We start from the raw sequence: 18,131 nt of genomic DNA on the forward strand, positions 1-18,131 counted from the left end.
TCGTTTAGGGCCGGTCCCTTCGCGGCGCAAGCATTTAGGCGATCACGGGCTTGCGTTCGTCAATCGTAGCAGTGCCGCGCAGCAGGGAACTGCCGGTCAAGATCAACCAGACGGTGAAGGCCATGTAGCCGATCATGGTGAAGAGGCCCAGCATGCCGGGATCCGTGCTGGTCGCGAGCGCGATGCCTTCGCCGAGGCCGATCGCGATCATCAGCGCAGCAAGAAGCCCCGTTGCGCCAGCAACCATGTCGAGGCGAGATTTCCGGACCAACTGAGCGGCGGCAACGGCGAGAACGAAGGTCACGGTGAGGATCTGTCCGAGATGCTCGCCGATCGCGACGCCACCCCAATTGTTAAGCATTTCGAATGTCGTTTGCGCCTGGGCGCGGACCGCATCGGTTGCGATAGGATCGGTCTGAATTCGGGCCAAGGCGGGTACTGCAAACACCCAGCGAGAAAGGCCGATCGCCTGAAGAAGACCAGCCGCACTACCAGAAAGCAGTGTGAGCATGCGCGCGGTCGGTCGGTCCGCCAGAGCGGGCAGCTGGGTTGCGAGCGCAGCGGCGACGGGAACCATGAGCACGGCCGACAACATGAAAGCATACCAGGTCAGGACGAGCCCGGCGCCACCAGATTGAAAGCGGTCGAGCACGATCGCTGCCGGCTCGCGGAGAATGTCCGGATAGTGAAACGTTCTGCCTAGGATGGCGAAGGGGATGTTGAAGCCGACGGCGAGTGCGATGGTTGCCATGCCGGTCAATCTGGCGGAAGCGGACATGAAGATCTCCTGTTTGTCACTTGATGGTGACGTAAATCACCGATCGGTGACATGTCAAGCTCTTGTCACTGTGCGGTGAGAAAATTATGGTGCCGCCCGAATCTCATGGAGAGAATGCATGACTGCGGAAACTGCGGCGCCGGAGACACCGACGCGCGACCGGGGCGCCACGTCGGCGCGGATATTGAAGGCGGCCATCGAGCTTTTGGCCGAGGGCGGTTTCCAGAATTTCGGCGTCAACGCCGTGGCACGTCGCGCCGGCTGCGACAAGCAGCTGATCTACCGCTACTATGGCGGCATGGACGGCCTGGTCGATGCGATCGGAGGCGAGCTGGCGCATTGGATCGAGGAGAAGATGCCGGTCGGCGGCAGCAGCGGCTTCATGCTCACCTATGGTGATCTCGTCGAGCACATGATGATGCTGTTCATGCAGGCGCTGCGCGACGATCCGCTGACGCGGAAGATCATCGCCTGGGAAGTGTCCGACAATTCTCCACAGGTGCGCCGCCTCTCGGAGGCGCGGGCCAAGGCGCTCGGCCTCTGGATCGAGAAGGTGAGGGGCGCGATGCCGCCGCCCAAGGGCATCGACCATTTTGCAGTCAATGCCGTGCTGCTCGCGGCCGTGCAGCACGTCGTTCTGGCCGGGGCGACTGCCGGCCGCTTTGCGGGCCTCGAGCTTGAAAGCGCGAAGGACTGGTACCGGGTGGGGCAGGCGGTCAAGAAGCTGGTTCGCGGCGTTTATCCCTGATTCCAGAGGCTGCTTTACGGGCAGGCTGGCAGATAGCCTGTTGAAGCTCGCACTGCCGGCACGGCCGTTAACCTTAACAAATGGTTTACGTTGCGTCCGATCCCCTAAGCTGGGACAGTCGCTCCATCCGGTTCGATGGAGTCATGCATTGAGGATCGCGGGTGCAAAGCACAGTGGAATGATGGTTGCAGGGCTCGGTTTCGCCCTGGCGCTCGTCGCGCACGACCTGGCACTGCCGCTGTTCGCGATCTCGGTCTTCGGCCTTTTCGACCGCTTCGTCGGCGAGCCGTTCATTCGGTCTCGCGCATCGAACTAAAAAGACTAGACCGGTTGGTGAATTGGCCGGGGACAGGCGGATCGGGCGGGGGACAACAGCCCGGTCCGCTGGCGGCCAATGCTGGGTCGAGGTGATGTGAATGCGTTGGATTTTGATATTCTGGGCCATGCCGATCGCCATTCTCGGCACGTGGTACGGCCTTTCGATTAACGACATAAATTTCGGCTATCTCATTCTGAGCCGGCAGATGAACGAGTTCGTCTTCCAGCTCTACGGCCAGATCCTCGGCATACCGCCCGAAGACATTCCAGGACTCGTGGTTCGCGCGATCATCGTGGATTCCCTGCTTCTCTTCTGCATTCTTGCCTTCCGTCGCCGCAAGCAGATTGCCGCATGGTGGGTTTCGCGTCAGAAGCCCCCGTCCGAAGCTCTGGCAATCGACGACAGCCTGTCAAGCGCACCTTGAAGAATGAAGGAGGCCGCGGCGGAATCGATCCGCCCGCTCCGCTTCTTCCGCGACACATCCATCTCGATCAGCGCCCGTTCCGCCGCGACCGTGGACAGCCTTTCGTCCCAATAGACGAAGGGAATGGCGGTCTTACTCTCCATATTGCGCACGAAAGCGCGCGTCGCCTGCACCCGCGGCCCTGAACTGCCATCCATGTTGATCGGCAAGCCGATGATGAAGGCCTTCACCTCTTCCTTCGCTGCGAAGGCGAGCAGTATGTCAGCGTCAATTGTGAATTTCTTGCGATTGATGACGGGTCGAGGGGTGGCGAAGCGCCGGCCGCGGTCGGAGAGCGAAAGGCCGATCGTGGTCGTGCCGAGGTCGAGGCCGGCGATGATATCGTTAATGGCGAGGTGGTTGGACAAGTCTTCAATGGAGAGAATGGTCATGCGGAGCGGCGCTGAACGGCCTCAGAAAGGACCTCTTCGGCCCACTGGTTGAGACTTTTTCCCTCCAGATTCGCGGCGCGGACAGCTCCGGCATGAAGTTCAGGCTTCACGCGAAACATCAGCTTCCCCGAATATGGCTTATTGGGATCCTTGCCAATTTTTCGGCAGGTTTCCAGATAATCGTCAACCGATTCCTGAAATGCGACCTTCAATTCGGAGACGCTAGCGGCGTGAAAGCTAACGAGATCGCGGATGCCCAGTATCTGGCCAAAGAAAATTTCGTCATCATCGTCGTATTCTATACGCGCGGTGTATCCTTTGTAGTTCATCGCATTCATTGCTTGATCCCCAATTCGATCAGGAAGGCTCGTACGATTTTGACCTGGTACTTCTTCGTTTCCTTCGCCGGATGTGGACGATGAAAGTTGCCTAAAACACCTTCCTTCTCGAATCTTACGCGAGAACCGCTTCCTTCGATGACGCGACAACCGCAGGCGAGCAACAAGGACTCGACATCGTTCCACTCGATCGAACCGGACACTGGGTAACGAAAGACGGCCGCAAGTGTTTTCCGGTGCCGGTTGTTCATGCCTCAATGTAATCCTTGCTAGCAGAAAATGCAAGCACCTCCACCCTTGGCATTCCTGCTCAGGTGCGTTACGTTGCCGGCAAACAAAATAGGGAGATCCGCCATGAAACTCCGTTGGCTTGGCCATGCGGCATTCCGCGTCGAGACCGCCAGGGACACGATCCTGATCGATCCGTTCCTGACGCATAACCCTGCCTTCCAGGGGCAGGACCGGAAGGAAGCGATCAAGGGCGTGACCCACATATTGCTGACACACGGCCATATGGATCATGTCGGTGACACGATTGAAATTGCCAAGGAAACGGGTGCCATCGTGGTGGCCAATGCGGATCTCGGCGACTGGCTGCAATTCCGTGGTGTCGAGAAGCTCGAGCATGGCAATACCGGCGGCACGATCCACACCGGCCGCTTCAGCGTGACTTTTACCAATGCGCTTCATTCGTCGGCACATGTCACCGAGGACGGCATCAGCCATGCGCTCGGCAACGCCAATGGATTGATGCTGCATTTCGACGACGAGCCCTCGCTGCTGCATATGGGCGACACCGACATTTTTGGCGACATGGCGCTGATCGAGGAACTGCATAGCCCGGACATCGGCATCGTGCCGATCGGCGACCGCTTCACCATGGGCGGCGCGGTCGCGGCTCTGGCCTGCCAACGCTACTTCAACTTCAAGACAGTCATTCCCGGCCACTACAAGAGCTATGGCATTCTCGATCAAACAGCAGACAAGTTCGTGGCCGGGATGGAGGGCGCGAAATCCAAGGTCGCAGTGCCCGATATCGGCGGCGCCGTAAGCCTCTGAGCGGCCGGGCCACTATACGTCAAAAACCGATTGCACGCCCTGCCTGCCGCCTTTATAGCGGGCAGGGAAACCTGACTGGAGTTTGCATGTCCGTAGATGTTGCAACAGTGAAGCGCGTGGCTCGACTGGCCCGCCTGGCCGTCACCGAAGACGAGGCGGTACGCATGACCGGCGAGCTCAACGGCATCCTCGGCTTCGTGGAACAGCTGTCGGAAGTTGATGTCGCCGGTGTTGAGCCGATGACCTCGGTAATCCCGATGGCGATGAAGATGCGCCGTGACGAAGTCAATGATGGCAACATGGCAGACCGTATCGTCGCCAACGCCCCGTTGACCGAACAGAATTTCTTCGAGGTGCCGAAGGTCGTCGAATAGCAGACGGTGCAACCAGAATGGAGTCGCTGATGGCCATTACGATTGCGATCGAAAGCCCGTTGCAGGACGAAGTCCGCGCATTGGTGTCGGAACTCAACGACTATCTTTTGGACCTGACCCCGCCGGAATTCAGCTATCACCTGACCGTGGAGCAGATGGCGGAGCCCGGCGTGACGGTCTGGGTGGCCCGCGACCATGGTATTGCGATCGGTTGCGGGGCGCTCAAGCGTCACGACACCAGGATCGCCGAGGTCAAGCGCATGTTCATCCGCGAGACCCATCGCGGTCAGGGCATCGGCCGGCGCATTCTGGGCGAGATCTTGAATGCCGCGCTCGACGAAGGCATTGAAGAACTCGTCATCGAGACGGGCGACCGCCACCAGGCCGCCTGGGCGATCTACGAGAAGGCCGGCTTCATGCGCTGCGGGCCGGTTCTGGATTACCCGGATTCCGAATATTCGATTTTCTATCATAAGCAGCTTCTTGCTGCCTGACCGTTCAAAGTGAAGCCTGATGAGTGAACTGACCCGACTGACGATCGCCGACGCCCGCAGACAACTCCTCGCCAAGGAGATTTCCGCGGTAGAGCTTACCAATGCCTATCTCGAAGCGATCGATGCGTCGAATCCGCAGTTCAATGCCTATGTTACCGTGACACATGACATTGCGCGCGAGCAGGCCAAGGCTTCCGACGCGAGAATCGCAGCTGGCACGGCCGGCGCCCTCGAGGGCATCCCGCTCGGCATCAAGGACCTCTTCGCGACAAAGGGCGTGCATACCCAGGCTTGCAGCCATGTCCTTGATGGGTTCAGGCCGGAATATGAATCGACCGTCAGCCAGAACCTGTTCAACGACGGCGCAGTCATGCTGGGCAAGCTCAACATGGACGAGTTCGCCATGGGCTCGTCCAACGAGACCTCTTACTACGGCGCGGTGAAGAATCCCTGGCGGGCCAAGGGCTCCAACGCCGATCTGGTGCCGGGCGGTTCTTCCGGTGGTTCCGCCGCGGCCGTCGCAGCCTTCCTGGCGGCGGGGGCGACCGCGACAGATACCGGCGGCTCGATCCGCCAGCCGGCGGCCTTCACCGGCACCGTGGGCATCAAGCCGACCTATGGCCGCTGCTCGCGCTGGGGCATCGTGGCCTTTGCCTCCTCGCTCGACCAGGCCGGCCCAATCGCGCGCGATGTTCGCGACGCAGCGATCCTGCTGAAGTCCATGGCATCAGTCGATGCCAAGGATACGACATCGGTCGACACCCCGGTTCCGGATTACGAAGCCGCGCTCGGCAAGTCTCTCAAGGGCAAGAAGATCGGCATTCCCAAGGAATACCGCGTCGATGGCATGCCTGAGGAAATCGAGGCGATCTGGCAACAGGGCATCAGCTGGCTCAAGGATGCCGGCGCCGAGATCGTCGACATTACTTTGCCGCATACCAAATATGCTTTGCCGGCTTACTATATTGTCGCGCCGGCTGAAGCGTCCTCCAACCTGGCCCGCTACGACGGCGTCCGCTATGGCCTCCGCAAGGAAGGCAAGGACATTGTCGACATGTATGAGAAGACCCGTGCGGCGGGTTTCGGTACCGAAGTCAAGCGCCGCATCCTGATCGGCACCTATGTGCTTTCGGCCGGCTACTACGATGCCTACTACATCCGCGCGCAAAGGGTTCGGACACTGATCAAGCGCGACTTCGAACTCGCCTTCCACGCCGGTGTCGATGCGATCCTGACGCCTGCAACGCCATCCTCGGCCTTCGGAATCGCCGACCAGGACATGGCGAATGATCCGGTGAAGATGTATCTCAACGACATCTTCACGGTGACGGTCAATATGGCGGGCCTGCCCGGCATCGCGGTGCCGGCAGGCCTCGATCACAAGGGCCTGCCGCTCGGCCTTCAGCTCATCGGCAAGGCCTTCGACGAGGAAACCCTGTTCCAGACGGCCCATGTGATCGAACAGGCGGCCGGACGGTTCACGCCCAACAAATGGTGGTAAGCTCATGACGCAACGACTGTTCCGGACCATGACTGACGCGGACCGGACGGGCGTTGCGGATATTGGATACAATTCCTGGCTCGCCAATCGACTTTACCAGGAATGGTTCGACCCGGCGGTCGAAGCGCGGGCGCGGTCCTGGCTCAAGGACTGGGTCAAGAATCCGCAATGCGACGTCGTTGTTTGCGTGATCGATGGCGCGGTAACGGGCTGGGGTGCGCGGGATAACTACGAGAAGCCTGGTGCTGGCGGAGAACTCGACTACATCTCCGATCTCTGGGTGAGCCCGGACACGCAGGGCCGCGGCGTCGGTTCCGCTATTCTCAACGAACTGATGAATCGCATGCGCGCCGACGGGCTCGCGAGAGCTCGGATCGAGGTGGCGCAAGCCAATCTCAGGGCGCTCGACCTCTATGTCCGGCAGGGGTTCCGCGAAACCTGGCGGGGCGTGAAAATGTCCGAGACGCTCGGCCTGCCGCTGCCCCGAATCTTGCTCGAACGGCCGATCTAGGCCCGATCCCACGGGAGGGCGTCATGGGCAGTTTATGCCGCCCATGACTCTCCAGCTCAACGGTTGTTGAGCTGTGAACGCACCAGCTGCAGCCCGCGGCTGGTGATGCGGTAGGGTCTTCCTGACGATGACGAGATCGCTTTCAGGCTCTTGAGCTTGCGGAAGAGTGTCAGGTCGAGGCCGGGATAGACCCAGCCGTCGCGCGTGAAGCACGTGACATCTGACACTTTGGCCGTCGTGGAGTGTTTGTGTTCGATCCAGCCGCCCTGGGCGAGCAGGTGAAGAATGCGCTGTTCAGCGCGTGTGATATCCATTTTTGATGAAGTCCGGGAAATTGCCCGATGGGCGCAATAAAACGTGTCCGGACGCCGAGGCGGCCGGGTTTCAATTGCTACCGCTGCGCGCGAAAACTGGTCGCGGGCAGGGTCCTTCAGACAATCTCAGACAGACGAGACATCAACACTCCATAGATGCGCCCTGTATAAGACAGAGCGCGCCGGAGGGTCAATCACCCGGGTGGCGTTGGGGTGATGGCTGTGGCGCGAAGGCGTCAGTACTCTTTTTCGAAGAAGATGCCGGTCGCCGTGCCGCCATCCTGGGTGGCCTGGCCGCGCAGCTTCACGCCCTTGCCGATATCGAGATTGATCGCGACGCCGGACTTGCTGGGATCTTCTCCCTGCATGACTTCGACATAGGTGCGGCGGTTGATGTATTTGCCGGCGGTCACCTGCGCGCCGCCATTCTCGTCGGTGCCGACATTGAGGTCGTCGACGCCGAGACCCTGCCTGAGCTTGTTGAACAGCGAGGTGCGCTGACCGCCGGAGAGCGTCGCGACGGCATCGGCGAGCTGGGCGATCTGAAAAGGCGAGAGGCTCGAGGATTCGCGGCCGAAGATCAGTTGCGCCAGCACCTCGTCCTGCGGCAGAGCCGGAGATGACGTGAAGCTGAAGGCGGGATTGTTGGCGAGGCCGGTGACATTGACATTGAGGGTCGTCGCATTGACCGTCGTCGAGGCCACCATGTTGAGAGAGGGCACCAGTCCGCCGCCGAAGGTGATTTCGCCGGTGGTGAAGTCGAGCCGCTTGCCGATGATGGCGAGCCGCCCACGGTTCATCTTGAAGCCGCCGGAGACGTTCGGCGCGCTGGAAGAGCCGACGATGCGAACCTCGCCGCCGAGCTCGGCGTCAAGCCCGCGACCGCGGACGAAGATCTGGCGCGGGGCGATGATCTTGAGGTCGAGGCGCATGCCGCCTCCCTTGTCCTTGTCGGCAGTCGCGGTCGTGTCGGCGCGGATTTCTTTGGCCTGCTTTGCGACGTCGGCCGGGGTGTTCTTGTGCTTCACATTGGCGTTGGCGAGAGAGGAGGGCAGGCGCTCGGGAATGGTGACATCGGCGCGCCGCAACCGGATCGTACCGCCGAGGACCGGGCCGCGTTGCAAGGGTCCGGTGACGGTCAGGTCGCCGCTGACCTTGGCGACCACGACGCGGCCGTCGGCATAGGTGGCACGATCGAGCTTGATCTTGAGGTCTGCCGGAAGGCCGGAGCCAGGCGCGAAGCCGACGGTGCCGGAGCCGCTGATCTTGCCGCCGCCCTGCAGATTGCCCGAGAGGCTTGCAATGGTTGCCGTCTGGCCGGAGAGATTCACCGTCGCCGCGACATTGTTGACGATCAAATTCTGCCGGATGGCGATGAACTGGCTGTCGGCTGTGGTAATGCGGCCGGAGATGTTCGGCCGCGCCGTACTGCCGCCGATCTTGAGGTCGAAATTGGCGTTGCCCTTAAGCGCGAGGCCCTGGGTGGCCAGCTGGCTGGCAATGGCAGCGAAGGGCAACTGGCCCTTGACGGACAGGTTCAAGGCCTGGCTGCCGCCAGTATCGACCGTGCCATTGGCATTCAGCGTCAGCCCGCCGCTGCCGCGGACATTGGTGTCGATCGACAGCCGCGTGCCCACCAGCCTTCCCTTGGCGTTGACGGTCACAGCCGAGAGGCCGGCCGTGCGAATTTGGCTGGTCAGCGCATTCTGCCAGTTGGCGGTGAAGTTGACCTCAGGATTGGTCGATGAGCCCGCCACCGTCACATCCGCGGCGATGGTTCCCGAGGCATCGAGGCCGCTGGCGAAAGTATTGGCAAGACTGGCGGGCAGGGCTGCGACCTTGATCTTCAGGTCGAGCTTGTCGCCCGCGACGCCGTCGATTGTGATCGAGCCCTTGCCGGTGGCGATCTTGAGCGCCTTGATCTCGGCGCCATCGCCGCCCGTCGTGATCGTGACGGGAGCCGACAGTTTGACGGGGATCTTGCGCGGGCTGGCCGAGAACTGGTTGAGCGTGACGACCATGCCTTCAGCCTTGGTTTCAAGCGCGCCGGCGACCGTGAGCGGGGCGCCGTCATAACTGCCCTTGACGTCGAAGTCCGTCGTCGGGCCGTCGCGGGTGAAACGGGCATTGAGATCGGCGAGGCGGTTGGCGCCAGAGACGATGTCGGCTGCGATAACAGTGCCGGATATCTGCCCGCTCAGCAGATCCGGGATCTGCAGGTCGATCTCAGGTTTGCCGACCTTGATGCCCTGTGAGGTGACGCCTTCGCCATCGGCCTTGATTGCGGCGCTGATCTTGCCATCGACCTCGGTCAGATCGACCGAGCCCTTCAACTGGCCATCGGCGACCTGGCCGCCGAGCGCCGCCAGCAGGCCGATGTCGGGCAGGTCGAAGCTGAGCTTTCCGGTCGGCAGATTGGCGGTCGTGAGTTTAATGGCGCCGCTGATCGAGTTGCGACCGACATTGGCCTTGATCGCAGGGATCGAAACACGTCCCTGGTCGGGGACGACCTCGGCGCTCACATCGATGGTCTGGCCGTCGATCTCCCCCGTCGCCGTCAGCTTGGCAGTCGGCTTTCCCGGATCGGCGGTGGCCGTCGCATCGACGACTATGCGGGTCAGGGTCTTGCCGGCCATCACGGCATTTTCGGCTTCGAGTCTGATCTTGAGCGGCAATGCCGCGAGCGGACCGTCGGCTTCGATCAGGAAGGTCGCCCCGCCTTTGGCCTGGGGCAGGAAGGCGGTGAGATCGACGATATCGCCGGCGAGGCGGAGGTCAAGCGTGTCACCCTTGAGCACGGCATCGCCGCGCGCCGTGAGTACGGAAGACGTCAGCGCCACTTCATCGATGGCAATCGCGCCGTCCTTCAGAGCGACATTGGCGGTGATTTGCGAGGGTCCCAGTTCCTTTATGCCTGCAATATCAGCCTTGACCGACAGCTCGTTGTTCTCGAAGCGGCCGCTGGCCTTGATGTCGAGCGGATCGCGGCCGGCGTCACGGAGTTGCCGGGCGGTCAGTTGTTCGCCGTCGATGGTGAAGTCGGCGATCGGATTGGCCGACGTCCCGGTGACGATAGCATGGGCGTCGAAGGTGCCTGACGCGTCCAGGTCGACTGCGGCGACGTTGGCGAGCGCCGCAGGAAGGGCGGGTGCATCGATCTTGAGGTTCAGACTGTCGGACACGGTGCCGGAAACATCGATCCGGGCGCCGGCAATGTCTAGCGAGAGCTGGCCGAGATCGGTGGTGCCATCAGCGATGCGAATGCTGGCCGGCGATGCGAGAGCGACCGGCAGTTTGCGCGGCGCGGCCGAGAACTGGTTGAGACTGATTTCCAATCCATCGCTGTTCCGCAGCACTGCGCCGTTGAGCTTGAGCGGCGCGTCATCATAATTCGCGGCAATCGTGAAGTCCGTGCGCGGGCCGTCGAGTGCGAAGGTCGCATCGAGGCCCATCAGCGCATTCGCACCGGCTGAGAGTTCGGCGGCTGTCACCTTACCGGAGACCTGCCCGGTCAAGAGATCCGGGATGTCGAGATCGACCGATGGCGAGCGGATCGATAGCCCCTCGGCACGGATGCCTTTGCCTTCCGCCTTGATCATCGCGCTCAGGTTGCCGCCGGCATTGTCGACCCGGCCATGGCCCTTGAGGTCGCCTTCGGCCTTCTGGCCGACGAGGGCGGCGAGCAGACCGAGATCAGGCAGGTCGAATTGGATCTCGCCCGCGGGCAGGAAGGCCTTGTCGAGCGCGAGGGTGGCCGTCAGGCTGTTGCGGCCGATGACGGCCTTCAGCGCCGGCAACTTGAACAGGCCCTGCTCTGAAGTGATGGTGCCGCTGATATCGATGACCTGGCCGTCGAGTGTGCCGGTCGCGGTCAGCGTGCCTTTGGGTGCTTTCGGATCGGCCACGGCGTCGAGTTTGGCCGTCAGCGACTGGAGTGCGCGGCCGGCCAGCGTGGCATTGGCGGCGTTCAGTTCGGCTTTGATTGCGGGGGTCGCGATGGGGCCAGAGACGGTTGCAGTCAGGTTGGCGGCGCCCGCGATATTGGGCTGAAGCGCGGATAGATCGGGGAAAGTTCCCGCTACGCTCGCGTCGATCATGCCCGCTTTCAACGTGCCGGAGATCTCTGCGGCGACGAGATTCGAGGCGATTCTTATGTTGCGGAACGTGAGATTGTCAGGCGTTCCTTCAATCATACCGATGAGGTGGATCGGGGCTTTCAGCTTGGCCTGCAGGTCGGGCCGAAGCAGGCGCTTACCGGTCACGTCCAACTGGAAGGTTGCCTGAAGCGCCTGCGACGCAGGCTGGAAACTGCCGGTGACGTTGCCAGTCAGCGCTTCGCTTGCAAGATTGAATTTCTCGATGCGGATTTCCGGGCCGAGGCGAACAGATGCATTGGTCGTGAGATCGCCGGCCTCATCGATGCCCGAAATTGTCGTTTCGGCAGTGAGCAGATTGTTTTCCAGCGTGCCCTTGCCGGCGAGATCGAGCGGGCGGCGTCCCGCCTGGGTCAGCGGCGCGGCGGCAAGCGACTTGCCGCTAAATTCGTAGCGGATGACAGGCGCTGTGGCCTTCCCCGATATCGTCGCCTTGGCGTCAAGTGTGCCTGAGGCATCGAGGCTCGGCGAGAAGCTGTTTGCGAGGCTGGCGGGCAGGGCAGCCGCCACGACATTGAGATCAAGCGTTTCGCCGACTGTGCCGCCCAATGTCACCGTTCCGGTGCCCAGCGCAATGCGCAGTGCCTCGACAGTCGTCTTGCCGTCGCGGAGCAGGACGAAAGCCGGCTCGGCGAGCGCCAGCTGCAGCCCACGGGGCGCTGCCTTCAGGTCGCGCAGCATGACGTCGATTCCGGCAGGCCCCCGCTGTATATCTGCTGCCACGGCAAGCGGCGCGCCGTCGTACCGGCCGTCGAGCGAGAGTGCTGTCTGCGGACCCTTGTGGTCGATCGACAGCGCCAGGTTCTCAACCTTGTTGCCGGCGATTTCGAGCGATTGTGCCTTCAAGTCTCCCTTCACCAACTGACCGAGCAGGTCCGGGCTCTCGAAGCGCAACGTAGGCGATGCCAGGGTTGCACCCTGGGCCGTGATTCGGCTGCCGCTGCCGGCGATCACTGCAGTCAGCTTGCCATCAGAGGGCTTGAGGTGGAGGGTCAGGTCGAGGTCGCCTTCGACGCTTTGCCCGGCTAGGCGGCTCAGCGTGGTGAGATCGGCGAGCTTGGCGTTCAGTTTGCCGGTGGGCAAGAAATCCGGGCCGAGATCGATATTGCCGTTGAGCCAGCTGGTACCGATCTTCCCATCGATTGCCGAAATTGCGATGACATCCTTACTTCGGGTCACGTCGGCTGAGAGTGAGACCTGCGCGCCATCGAGTGATAACGACGCCTTGATTGTACCCTTGGGCCCTGAAGGATTGAGCTGGCCGCCGAAAACGACATCGACATTTTCGAGTGTTCGCCCAGCAGCGACGATCTTCTCCGCCGTCGCCGCGCTGTCGATCTTGAGGTTGGAGAGCGGCCCTGTGACCGTCGCCGTCAGACTCAGCGGGCCGTCAACTTCGCTGCTGAAGGCGGCGAGCGAGGGAATGTCACCGGTCAGCGACGCGGTCAGCTCGTTGCTCGCGAGCGTGCCGTCGACTTTTGCCGAAACGATCTTGGAGGTGAGCTGAATGGCGCTGAAGGCGAGATTGTCTGGTGTGCCCGTTAGTTGGCCGGACAGCTCGATCGTATTGCCGGCCTTGGCGGCGAGATCGGGCGATAGGAGCGCCGATGATGCGACGAAGCTCTTGAAGTCGAGTTCGAGGGACGCGGTCTGAAAGTCATAGGCAAGGGCCGCAGTGCCGCCGATCGCCGCGCTCGAAATCTCGATCGGATCGGTCTTGACATCCGCCGCTGTCAGAGTGACCGGTGCCGTGAGCTTGATCGGACCACGAACCAGCTTGCCGATCTGCGGGTCGGCGAAGGTGGCGCTTTCGGCGGTCAGTTCGGTGCTGAGTTGCCCGCTCCTGGTCGTAAGATTGAACCCATCGCTGCCGACGCGGAAGACGACATCCTCGACATTTCCGGCCGGCAGTGCCGCGCGTTTGACATCGGCGGAGAGTTCGAAGGCGACGGACTGAAAAGGACCCGAGGCGGTTAGCGCCACATTGCGGATATCCGCTTCGAGCATGCCGTCTGCCAGCGGCCAGCGGAAAGGCACGGTCTCGTTGGCGGCGTGAAGGCTGCCATTCAGCGTCGCGTCGCCTTTCGGGTCGATCGCGCCGCCAATATCGAGTGACAGGCTGGCATTGGCGAGTTTCGCGGAGCGGATGTCGAGCATGCCATCGGACGAGAAGGAGGCATCGATGTCGATCGCACTCTCGCCCTCGAACAGCGCGCGGAACTCCGGCGGCAACAGGTCACCGATGGCGCCGCCGCCCGAGAGCACGACCTGGTGTACGCCTGCGCTATTGCGCAAATGGCTGCCGTCGAGTGCCAGGCGCTGTTGGCCATCGAGACTGGCGCGGATTTTCCCCACCCAGGAATCGAGGGGCCCGTCCCCTGTGACGGAAATGTCGATCGCCGGATTGTCGGGCAGTTGCAGCACGGTGCCGAGCAGGCCGCCCTTGGGCTCGCTGACATTCATGGAGAGTTTCAGCGTCCGGGCGTTCACCGCATAGGCGAGATCGGCGACGGCGTGGGCGCCGGCCTGGTCCTTCTGCCTGGCATCGAAGGTCAGCGCGATGCGGTCGGCGGCACCCTTTGCCGATCCGGTGAGTGCGATATCGGCGGGCTTGCCAAGAATGTCCTTGCCCAGTGCCAGACTCGGCAGGTCGATATGTCTGACATCAATCTCGACAGGCAGGCTGAACGAGCCTTCGGAGGGTTCACTTTCGATCGTCTGGACGGGCGGGCGTTCGAGCCTGATGTTGGCCGCAGCGATGCGCTCGGCGTCGAACTCGCCCGTCAGTAGCTCCCATGGCGACCAGTCGAGCGCGATGTCTTCGACCTCGGCGAAGGCGCCCTTGGTGTCAGCGACCGTGACGCGATCAATGCGGAAATCGCCCACCAGCAGGCCACGTGCACCGTCGATCCGGATCTGCATGTTCGGCGTCGAGACACGGTTCGCGATCTGGTCGGCCATAAACTGGTTGCCGTTGGCGGTATAGCCGAGCACGACCAGTGCGACGATTGCCAGCACCACAAGCACGCCGGTCACGGCGAAGAGCCGCGCCAAAAGCCAACCGATCCATTTGAGTGCGGTCCTGATCGCCAAAGCTCCCGTCAGAAGGACTGTCCGATGCCGGCATAGATGCCGAAGGTACTGCCGTCGTCATATCGATCGAGAGGCATGGCGACATCAAGGCGAAGCGGCCCGAAAGGTGTGGCATAGCGGATGCCGAGGCCGGCGCCGGCGCGGATATCGCTGAAATCGGGATAGGTCTGGGACGAGACCGTACCGACATCGATGAAGGGCACGACGCCGACCGTGTCCGTGATTTTCACGCGCGTCTCGAAAGAGGCGAGCATGTAAGAACGGCCGCCGAGCGGATCGCCATCCTGGTTGCGCGGCGTGATCTCCTGATAGGCATAGCCCCGCACCGTGCCGCCGCCGCCGAGATAGAATCGCCGGGTGGCAGGCACGTCTTCGAGCGATGGCGCCATCAACAGCGTGCCGATGGCGAGCTTGCCGGCTAGGGTGACGCGGTCGTCCTCGCCGAAGGACGTATAGCCGCTGACCTGACCGTCGATCGTCTGGAAGAAATTGCCGCGGAAAATTTCGTAGCTCGGAATTCCGGTCAGGCGCAGCCGGTAGCCTTCCTTCGGATCGAGCTTGTTGTCGCTCGCATCACGGGTCCAGGCGACAGGCAGCGAGAAAGTCAGGAATTGAGCGGTGCCACGGAAATCCTCGGTTTCGTTCCAGGTAAGGTCGAAGCCACCGGTCACCGTGTCCTGCTTGTTGAGTTCATAGCCGATATTGGCGAGCTTGGTGAACGAGGTCGAACGGTAAGTCTCCGGGTTCACCTGCTGGGCGATGACGCTGACATTGAGTGTGGAATAGGCATCGAATATGCCGGGCTTGGAGAATTCGACCGAAGCGAGATAGTCGAGCTCGCGATAATCCATCTGCTCGCCAAGGCGTGAGACCGAGCCGGTGATCTTCAGAGATTCCGCCCCACCGAACAGGTTGCGGTGACCCCAGTAGCCCTGGAGGCCGAAACCATCGAGCGAGGAGAACTGCGCACCCAGCCCGAAATAGCGCTGCTTGCCGTCGGAGACCTGGATGCCGAGCGGGATCTGGCCATTCTGGTCCAGCCGGTCGGCCTTGACGATATTGATCGATGAGAACACGCCGAGCTTGCGCAGTCGCTCGTTGGCGTCCTTGACCTCCTCGGGTGAATAGCGCTTGTGCTGGTCGAGCCGCGACCATTTCTCGACGAATTCAGGGTCGACCGTCTTGGTGCCCGATACAGTGACATCGCCGACATCGGCGACAGGCCCGCCCTCGGCGCCGATGCGTATGTCGACCGTGTTATTCTTGTGGTCCGCAGTGAGGCCCCGTTCGGTCAGATGCGCGAGCGGCCGGCCTTCTGCTTCGAGATCTTCGACGATCTTGCCGGCGGCAGAGATCACAAGCGTCGAATTGGCCTGCGCACCGATTTCCAGGCCGTAATCCGCGGGGTTAAACTTGGTTGCATCACCGGTGAGGGACACCGTGCCAACCGTGAAAATCGGACCCGGCTGGACATCGACGGTCACGGGAATCGGCTTGTCGCGTGGAAACTCGGGTACCGGCGGCAATTCATCAATGGGGGTGCCGGCGACGGTTATATTGACCACGGCGCCATAGCGGGCGTTCTCATAGAGGGCGGCGAGCAAACGCTCGCGGTCGTCGCGGGCCTTGATGACGAGGCCTAAGTCGCCGTTGACTGGGTCGGCCTTTTCCTGGACGAGGGCGGATGCATCTTCAAGGGTGCCGGTGAGATCCTTGTCGGTTCCGCCGTTGAAGGTTAGCGTGTAGCGAACGGGATCGGAGACTGCTGCGGTGCTCTCGTCGCCCTCGAAGAACTTCCAGCCGAAAATCTCGAAGGCTGAGGCGGGCAGAGGTGTGGTCACCGCCAGGCCAATGCCAGCCAGCAGGCAAAGTGCGGTGCCCCGCAATTTTCCGCCTCGACGTCCCAACGGCTTCAACTCTTTGTTACACTTCAACGAAGAGCCGTAGCAGAAAGATTTTTGAAACAGAACCCCTTAATGCCCATTCCCCCGGTACACCCGATCCTTGAAATGCTTGCCCGCGATGGATAATTGGTCTAACCCGCAATTCGTTCCCTGACCGAAGAAGAGAAGACTCTCCAATGAGCATCGTCGACGTCCGCACCCCCGATCCGAAACGCTTCATCCCCGGCGCCACCGGCGATTGGGAAGTGGTGATCGGCATGGAGGTTCATGCCCAGGTTCTCTCCAAGTCGAAGCTGTTTTCGGGCGCTTCAACGGAATTCGGCAAGCCCGCCAATTCGAATGTCTCGCTCGTCGACGCCGCCATGCCCGGCATGCTGCCCGTGATCAATGAGGAATGTGTCAAGCAGGCGGTGCGCACCGGCCTCGGGCTCAACGCGCAGATCAACAAGCGGTCCGTCTTCGACCGCAAGAACTATTTTTATCCCGACCTGCCGCAGGGTTATCAGATCTCGCAATACAAGGATCCGATCGTCGGCGAGGGCAAGGTGATCATCTCGATCGGGCCGGACCGCCAGGGCCAGTTCGAGGATGTCGAGATCGGCATCGAGCGGCTGCATCTCGAGCAGGATGCCGGCAAATCGATGCATGACCAGCATCCGACGCTGTCCTTCGTCGACCTGAATCGTTCGGGCGTGGCGCTGATGGAGATCGTCTCCAAGCCGGACCTGCGCTCGTCGGACGAGGCAAAGGCTTACATCACCAAGCTGCGCACCATCCTGCGCTACCTCGGCACTTGCGACGGCAACATGGACGAGGGCTCGATGCGCGCCGACGTCAATGTCTCCGTGCGCAAGCCGGGCGGCGAGTTCGGCACGCGATGCGAAATCAAGAACATGAACTCCGTTCGCTTCATCGGCCAGGCGATCGAATATGAGGCCCGCCGCCAGATCGCGATTCTCGAAGGCGGTGGCTCGATCGACCAGGAAACCCGTCTCTTCGATGCCGGAAAGGGCGAAACGCGCTCGATGCGCTCCAAGGAAGATGCGCATGACTATCGCTATTTCCCCGATCCGGATCTGCTGCCGCTCGAATTCGACGATGCGTTCATCGAGGAGATGCGGGCCGGGCTCGCCGAGCTCCCCGACGACAAGAAGGAGCGCTTCGTCCGTGATCTCGGCCTGACGATCTACGACGCCTCGGTGCTGGTGTCGGAAAAGGCGATCGCCGACTATTTCGAAGCGCTCACCGCCGGCCGCGATGGCAAGAGTGCCGCCAACTGGGTGATCAACGACCTGCTCGGCGCGCTTAACAAGGCCGGCAAGTCGATCGAGGAAACGCCCGTTTCGCCCGACCAGCTCGGTGGTATCCTCGATCTGCTCAAGGACGGCACGATTTCGGGCAAGATCGCCAAGGACCTCTTCGAGATCATTTTGACCGAGGGTGGCAACCCGGCCGAGATCGTCGAAGCCCGTGGCATGAAGCAGGTGACAGACACCGGCGCTATCGAAAAGGCCGTAGACGAGATCATTGCCGCCAATCCCGATCAGGTTGCCAAGGCTCTGGCCAAGCCGACGCTCGCCGGCTGGTTCGTCGGCCAGGTGATGAAGTCGACCGGCGGCAAGGCCAACCCGCAGGCGGTGCAGGCGCTGGTCAAGGCCAAGCTCGGCCTGCCCGACGAAGGCTGACGGA

16 protein-coding genes are annotated in these 18,131 nt (G+C 61.8%); 9 read left to right on the plus strand and 7 right to left on the minus strand.

Annotation, left to right across the window (positions count from 1 at the left end):
* Positions 1 to 34 precede the first annotated feature (34 nt).
* Positions 35 to 778, minus strand: coding sequence for a DUF4386 family protein (locus tag AC2YI2_RS09575; RefSeq protein ID WP_487386234.1), 744 nt, complete (start codon positions 776 to 778; stop codon positions 35 to 37).
* A gap of 118 nt (positions 779 to 896) precedes the next feature.
* Here AC2YI2_RS09575 and AC2YI2_RS09580 point away from each other — a divergent pair, with 118 nt between their 5' ends.
* The 3 genes from AC2YI2_RS09580 to AC2YI2_RS09590 all read left to right on the plus strand — a co-directional run bounded on the left by AC2YI2_RS09580 (position 897) and on the right by AC2YI2_RS09590 (position 2,269).
* A complete protein-coding gene (locus AC2YI2_RS09580) occupies positions 897 to 1,526 on the plus strand; it encodes a TetR/AcrR family transcriptional regulator (RefSeq protein WP_487386235.1) in 630 nt (209 codons plus the stop codon).
* 178 nt (positions 1,527 to 1,704) lie between these two features.
* Positions 1,705 to 1,842, plus strand: coding sequence for a hypothetical protein (locus AC2YI2_RS09585; RefSeq protein ID WP_487386236.1), 138 nt, complete (start codon positions 1,705 to 1,707; stop codon positions 1,840 to 1,842).
* A 100-nt stretch (positions 1,843 to 1,942) separates the two neighbouring features.
* A complete protein-coding gene (locus AC2YI2_RS09590; RefSeq protein WP_487386237.1) occupies positions 1,943 to 2,269 on the plus strand; it encodes a DUF6105 family protein in 327 nt (108 codons plus the stop codon).
* Here AC2YI2_RS09590 and ruvX read toward each other — a convergent pair.
* Genes ruvX through AC2YI2_RS09605 form a run of 3 tightly spaced genes read right to left on the minus strand, consistent with a single transcriptional unit; the run spans position 2,212 to position 3,289 of the window.
* Entirely contained in the window at positions 2,212 to 2,700 is a 489-nt protein-coding gene (ruvX, locus tag AC2YI2_RS09595; protein WP_487386238.1) for a Holliday junction resolvase RuvX, read from the minus strand. The genes AC2YI2_RS09590 and ruvX overlap by 58 nt on opposite strands.
* Complete coding sequence (locus AC2YI2_RS09600) at positions 2,697 to 3,038, minus strand: type II toxin-antitoxin system HicB family antitoxin (protein ID WP_487386239.1); 342 nt, start codon at positions 3,036 to 3,038, stop codon at positions 2,697 to 2,699. Before AC2YI2_RS09600 ends, ruvX begins: the two co-directional genes overlap by 4 nt.
* Positions 3,035 to 3,289 (minus strand): type II toxin-antitoxin system HicA family toxin, encoded by a 255-nt coding sequence (locus tag AC2YI2_RS09605; RefSeq protein WP_487386240.1) that lies wholly within the window; start codon positions 3,287 to 3,289, stop codon positions 3,035 to 3,037. The genes AC2YI2_RS09600 and AC2YI2_RS09605 overlap by 4 nt, the downstream gene beginning before the upstream one ends.
* A gap of 103 nt (positions 3,290 to 3,392) precedes the next feature.
* Between AC2YI2_RS09605 and AC2YI2_RS09610 the strand changes: the two genes are divergently transcribed.
* From AC2YI2_RS09610 to AC2YI2_RS09630, 5 genes are all read left to right on the plus strand, one after another.
* A complete protein-coding gene (locus AC2YI2_RS09610; protein ID WP_487386241.1) occupies positions 3,393 to 4,097 on the plus strand; it encodes a metal-dependent hydrolase in 705 nt (234 codons plus the stop codon).
* Between the two features lie 86 nt (positions 4,098 to 4,183).
* On the plus strand, positions 4,184 to 4,471 hold the full coding sequence (gene gatC / locus AC2YI2_RS09615) for an Asp-tRNA(Asn)/Glu-tRNA(Gln) amidotransferase subunit GatC (RefSeq protein ID WP_487386242.1): 288 nt from the start codon (positions 4,184 to 4,186) through the stop codon (positions 4,469 to 4,471).
* Between the two features lie 29 nt (positions 4,472 to 4,500).
* A complete protein-coding gene (locus AC2YI2_RS09620) occupies positions 4,501 to 4,965 on the plus strand; it encodes a GNAT family N-acetyltransferase (protein ID WP_487386243.1) in 465 nt (154 codons plus the stop codon).
* Between the two features lie 19 nt (positions 4,966 to 4,984).
* A complete protein-coding gene (gene gatA, locus AC2YI2_RS09625) occupies positions 4,985 to 6,466 on the plus strand; it encodes an Asp-tRNA(Asn)/Glu-tRNA(Gln) amidotransferase subunit GatA (protein WP_487386244.1) in 1,482 nt (493 codons plus the stop codon).
* A 4-nt stretch (positions 6,467 to 6,470) separates the two neighbouring features.
* Positions 6,471 to 6,977 carry an N-acetyltransferase family protein gene (locus AC2YI2_RS09630; protein WP_487386245.1) on the plus strand — a complete coding sequence of 169 codons (507 nt, stop codon included), beginning with the start codon at positions 6,471 to 6,473 and terminating at the stop codon, positions 6,975 to 6,977.
* A 56-nt stretch (positions 6,978 to 7,033) separates the two neighbouring features.
* Here the strand turns inward: AC2YI2_RS09630 and AC2YI2_RS09635 are convergent, their stop codons facing one another.
* From AC2YI2_RS09635 to AC2YI2_RS09645, 3 genes are all read right to left on the minus strand, one after another.
* Entirely contained in the window at positions 7,034 to 7,291 is a 258-nt protein-coding gene (locus AC2YI2_RS09635; RefSeq protein WP_487386246.1) for a YjhX family toxin, read from the minus strand.
* A gap of 236 nt (positions 7,292 to 7,527) precedes the next feature.
* A complete protein-coding gene (locus AC2YI2_RS09640; protein ID WP_487386247.1) occupies positions 7,528 to 14,538 on the minus strand; it encodes a translocation/assembly module TamB domain-containing protein in 7,011 nt (2,336 codons plus the stop codon).
* Between the two features lie 8 nt (positions 14,539 to 14,546).
* Positions 14,547 to 16,424 (minus strand): autotransporter assembly complex protein TamA, encoded by a 1,878-nt coding sequence (locus tag AC2YI2_RS09645; protein WP_487386248.1) that lies wholly within the window; start codon positions 16,422 to 16,424, stop codon positions 14,547 to 14,549.
* A 194-nt stretch (positions 16,425 to 16,618) separates the two neighbouring features.
* Between AC2YI2_RS09645 and gatB the strand changes: the two genes are divergently transcribed.
* Positions 16,619 to 18,127 (plus strand): Asp-tRNA(Asn)/Glu-tRNA(Gln) amidotransferase subunit GatB, encoded by a 1,509-nt coding sequence (gene gatB, locus AC2YI2_RS09650; protein ID WP_487386249.1) that lies wholly within the window; start codon positions 16,619 to 16,621, stop codon positions 18,125 to 18,127.
* Positions 18,128 to 18,131 lie beyond the last annotated feature (4 nt).

The organism is Rhizobium sp. SRI_017 (assembly GCF_057586295.1).

Bases quoted from the DNA above. Each gene is read 5' to 3' on its own strand.
- AC2YI2_RS09575 (WP_487386234.1), bottom strand. From the start codon at position 778: ATGTCCGCTTCCGCCAGATTGACCGGCATGGCAACCATCGCACTCGCC.
- AC2YI2_RS09580 (WP_487386235.1), top strand. From the start codon at position 897: ATGACTGCGGAAACTGCGGCGCCGGAGACACCGACGCGCGACCGGGGC.
- AC2YI2_RS09585 (WP_487386236.1), top strand. From the start codon at position 1,705: ATGATGGTTGCAGGGCTCGGTTTCGCCCTGGCGCTCGTCGCGCACGAC.
- AC2YI2_RS09590 (WP_487386237.1), top strand. From the start codon at position 1,943: ATGCGTTGGATTTTGATATTCTGGGCCATGCCGATCGCCATTCTCGGC.
- ruvX (WP_487386238.1), bottom strand. From the start codon at position 2,700: ATGACCATTCTCTCCATTGAAGACTTGTCCAACCACCTCGCCATTAAC.
- AC2YI2_RS09600 (WP_487386239.1), bottom strand. From the start codon at position 3,038: ATGAATGCGATGAACTACAAAGGATACACCGCGCGTATAGAATACGAC.
- AC2YI2_RS09605 (WP_487386240.1), bottom strand. From the start codon at position 3,289: ATGAACAACCGGCACCGGAAAACACTTGCGGCCGTCTTTCGTTACCCA.
- AC2YI2_RS09610 (WP_487386241.1), top strand. From the start codon at position 3,393: ATGAAACTCCGTTGGCTTGGCCATGCGGCATTCCGCGTCGAGACCGCC.
- gatC (WP_487386242.1), top strand. From the start codon at position 4,184: ATGTCCGTAGATGTTGCAACAGTGAAGCGCGTGGCTCGACTGGCCCGC.
- AC2YI2_RS09620 (WP_487386243.1), top strand. From the start codon at position 4,501: ATGGCCATTACGATTGCGATCGAAAGCCCGTTGCAGGACGAAGTCCGC.
- gatA (WP_487386244.1), top strand. From the start codon at position 4,985: ATGAGTGAACTGACCCGACTGACGATCGCCGACGCCCGCAGACAACTC.
- AC2YI2_RS09630 (WP_487386245.1), top strand. From the start codon at position 6,471: ATGACGCAACGACTGTTCCGGACCATGACTGACGCGGACCGGACGGGC.
- AC2YI2_RS09635 (WP_487386246.1), bottom strand. From the start codon at position 7,291: ATGGATATCACACGCGCTGAACAGCGCATTCTTCACCTGCTCGCCCAG.
- gatB (WP_487386249.1), top strand. From the start codon at position 16,619: ATGAGCATCGTCGACGTCCGCACCCCCGATCCGAAACGCTTCATCCCC.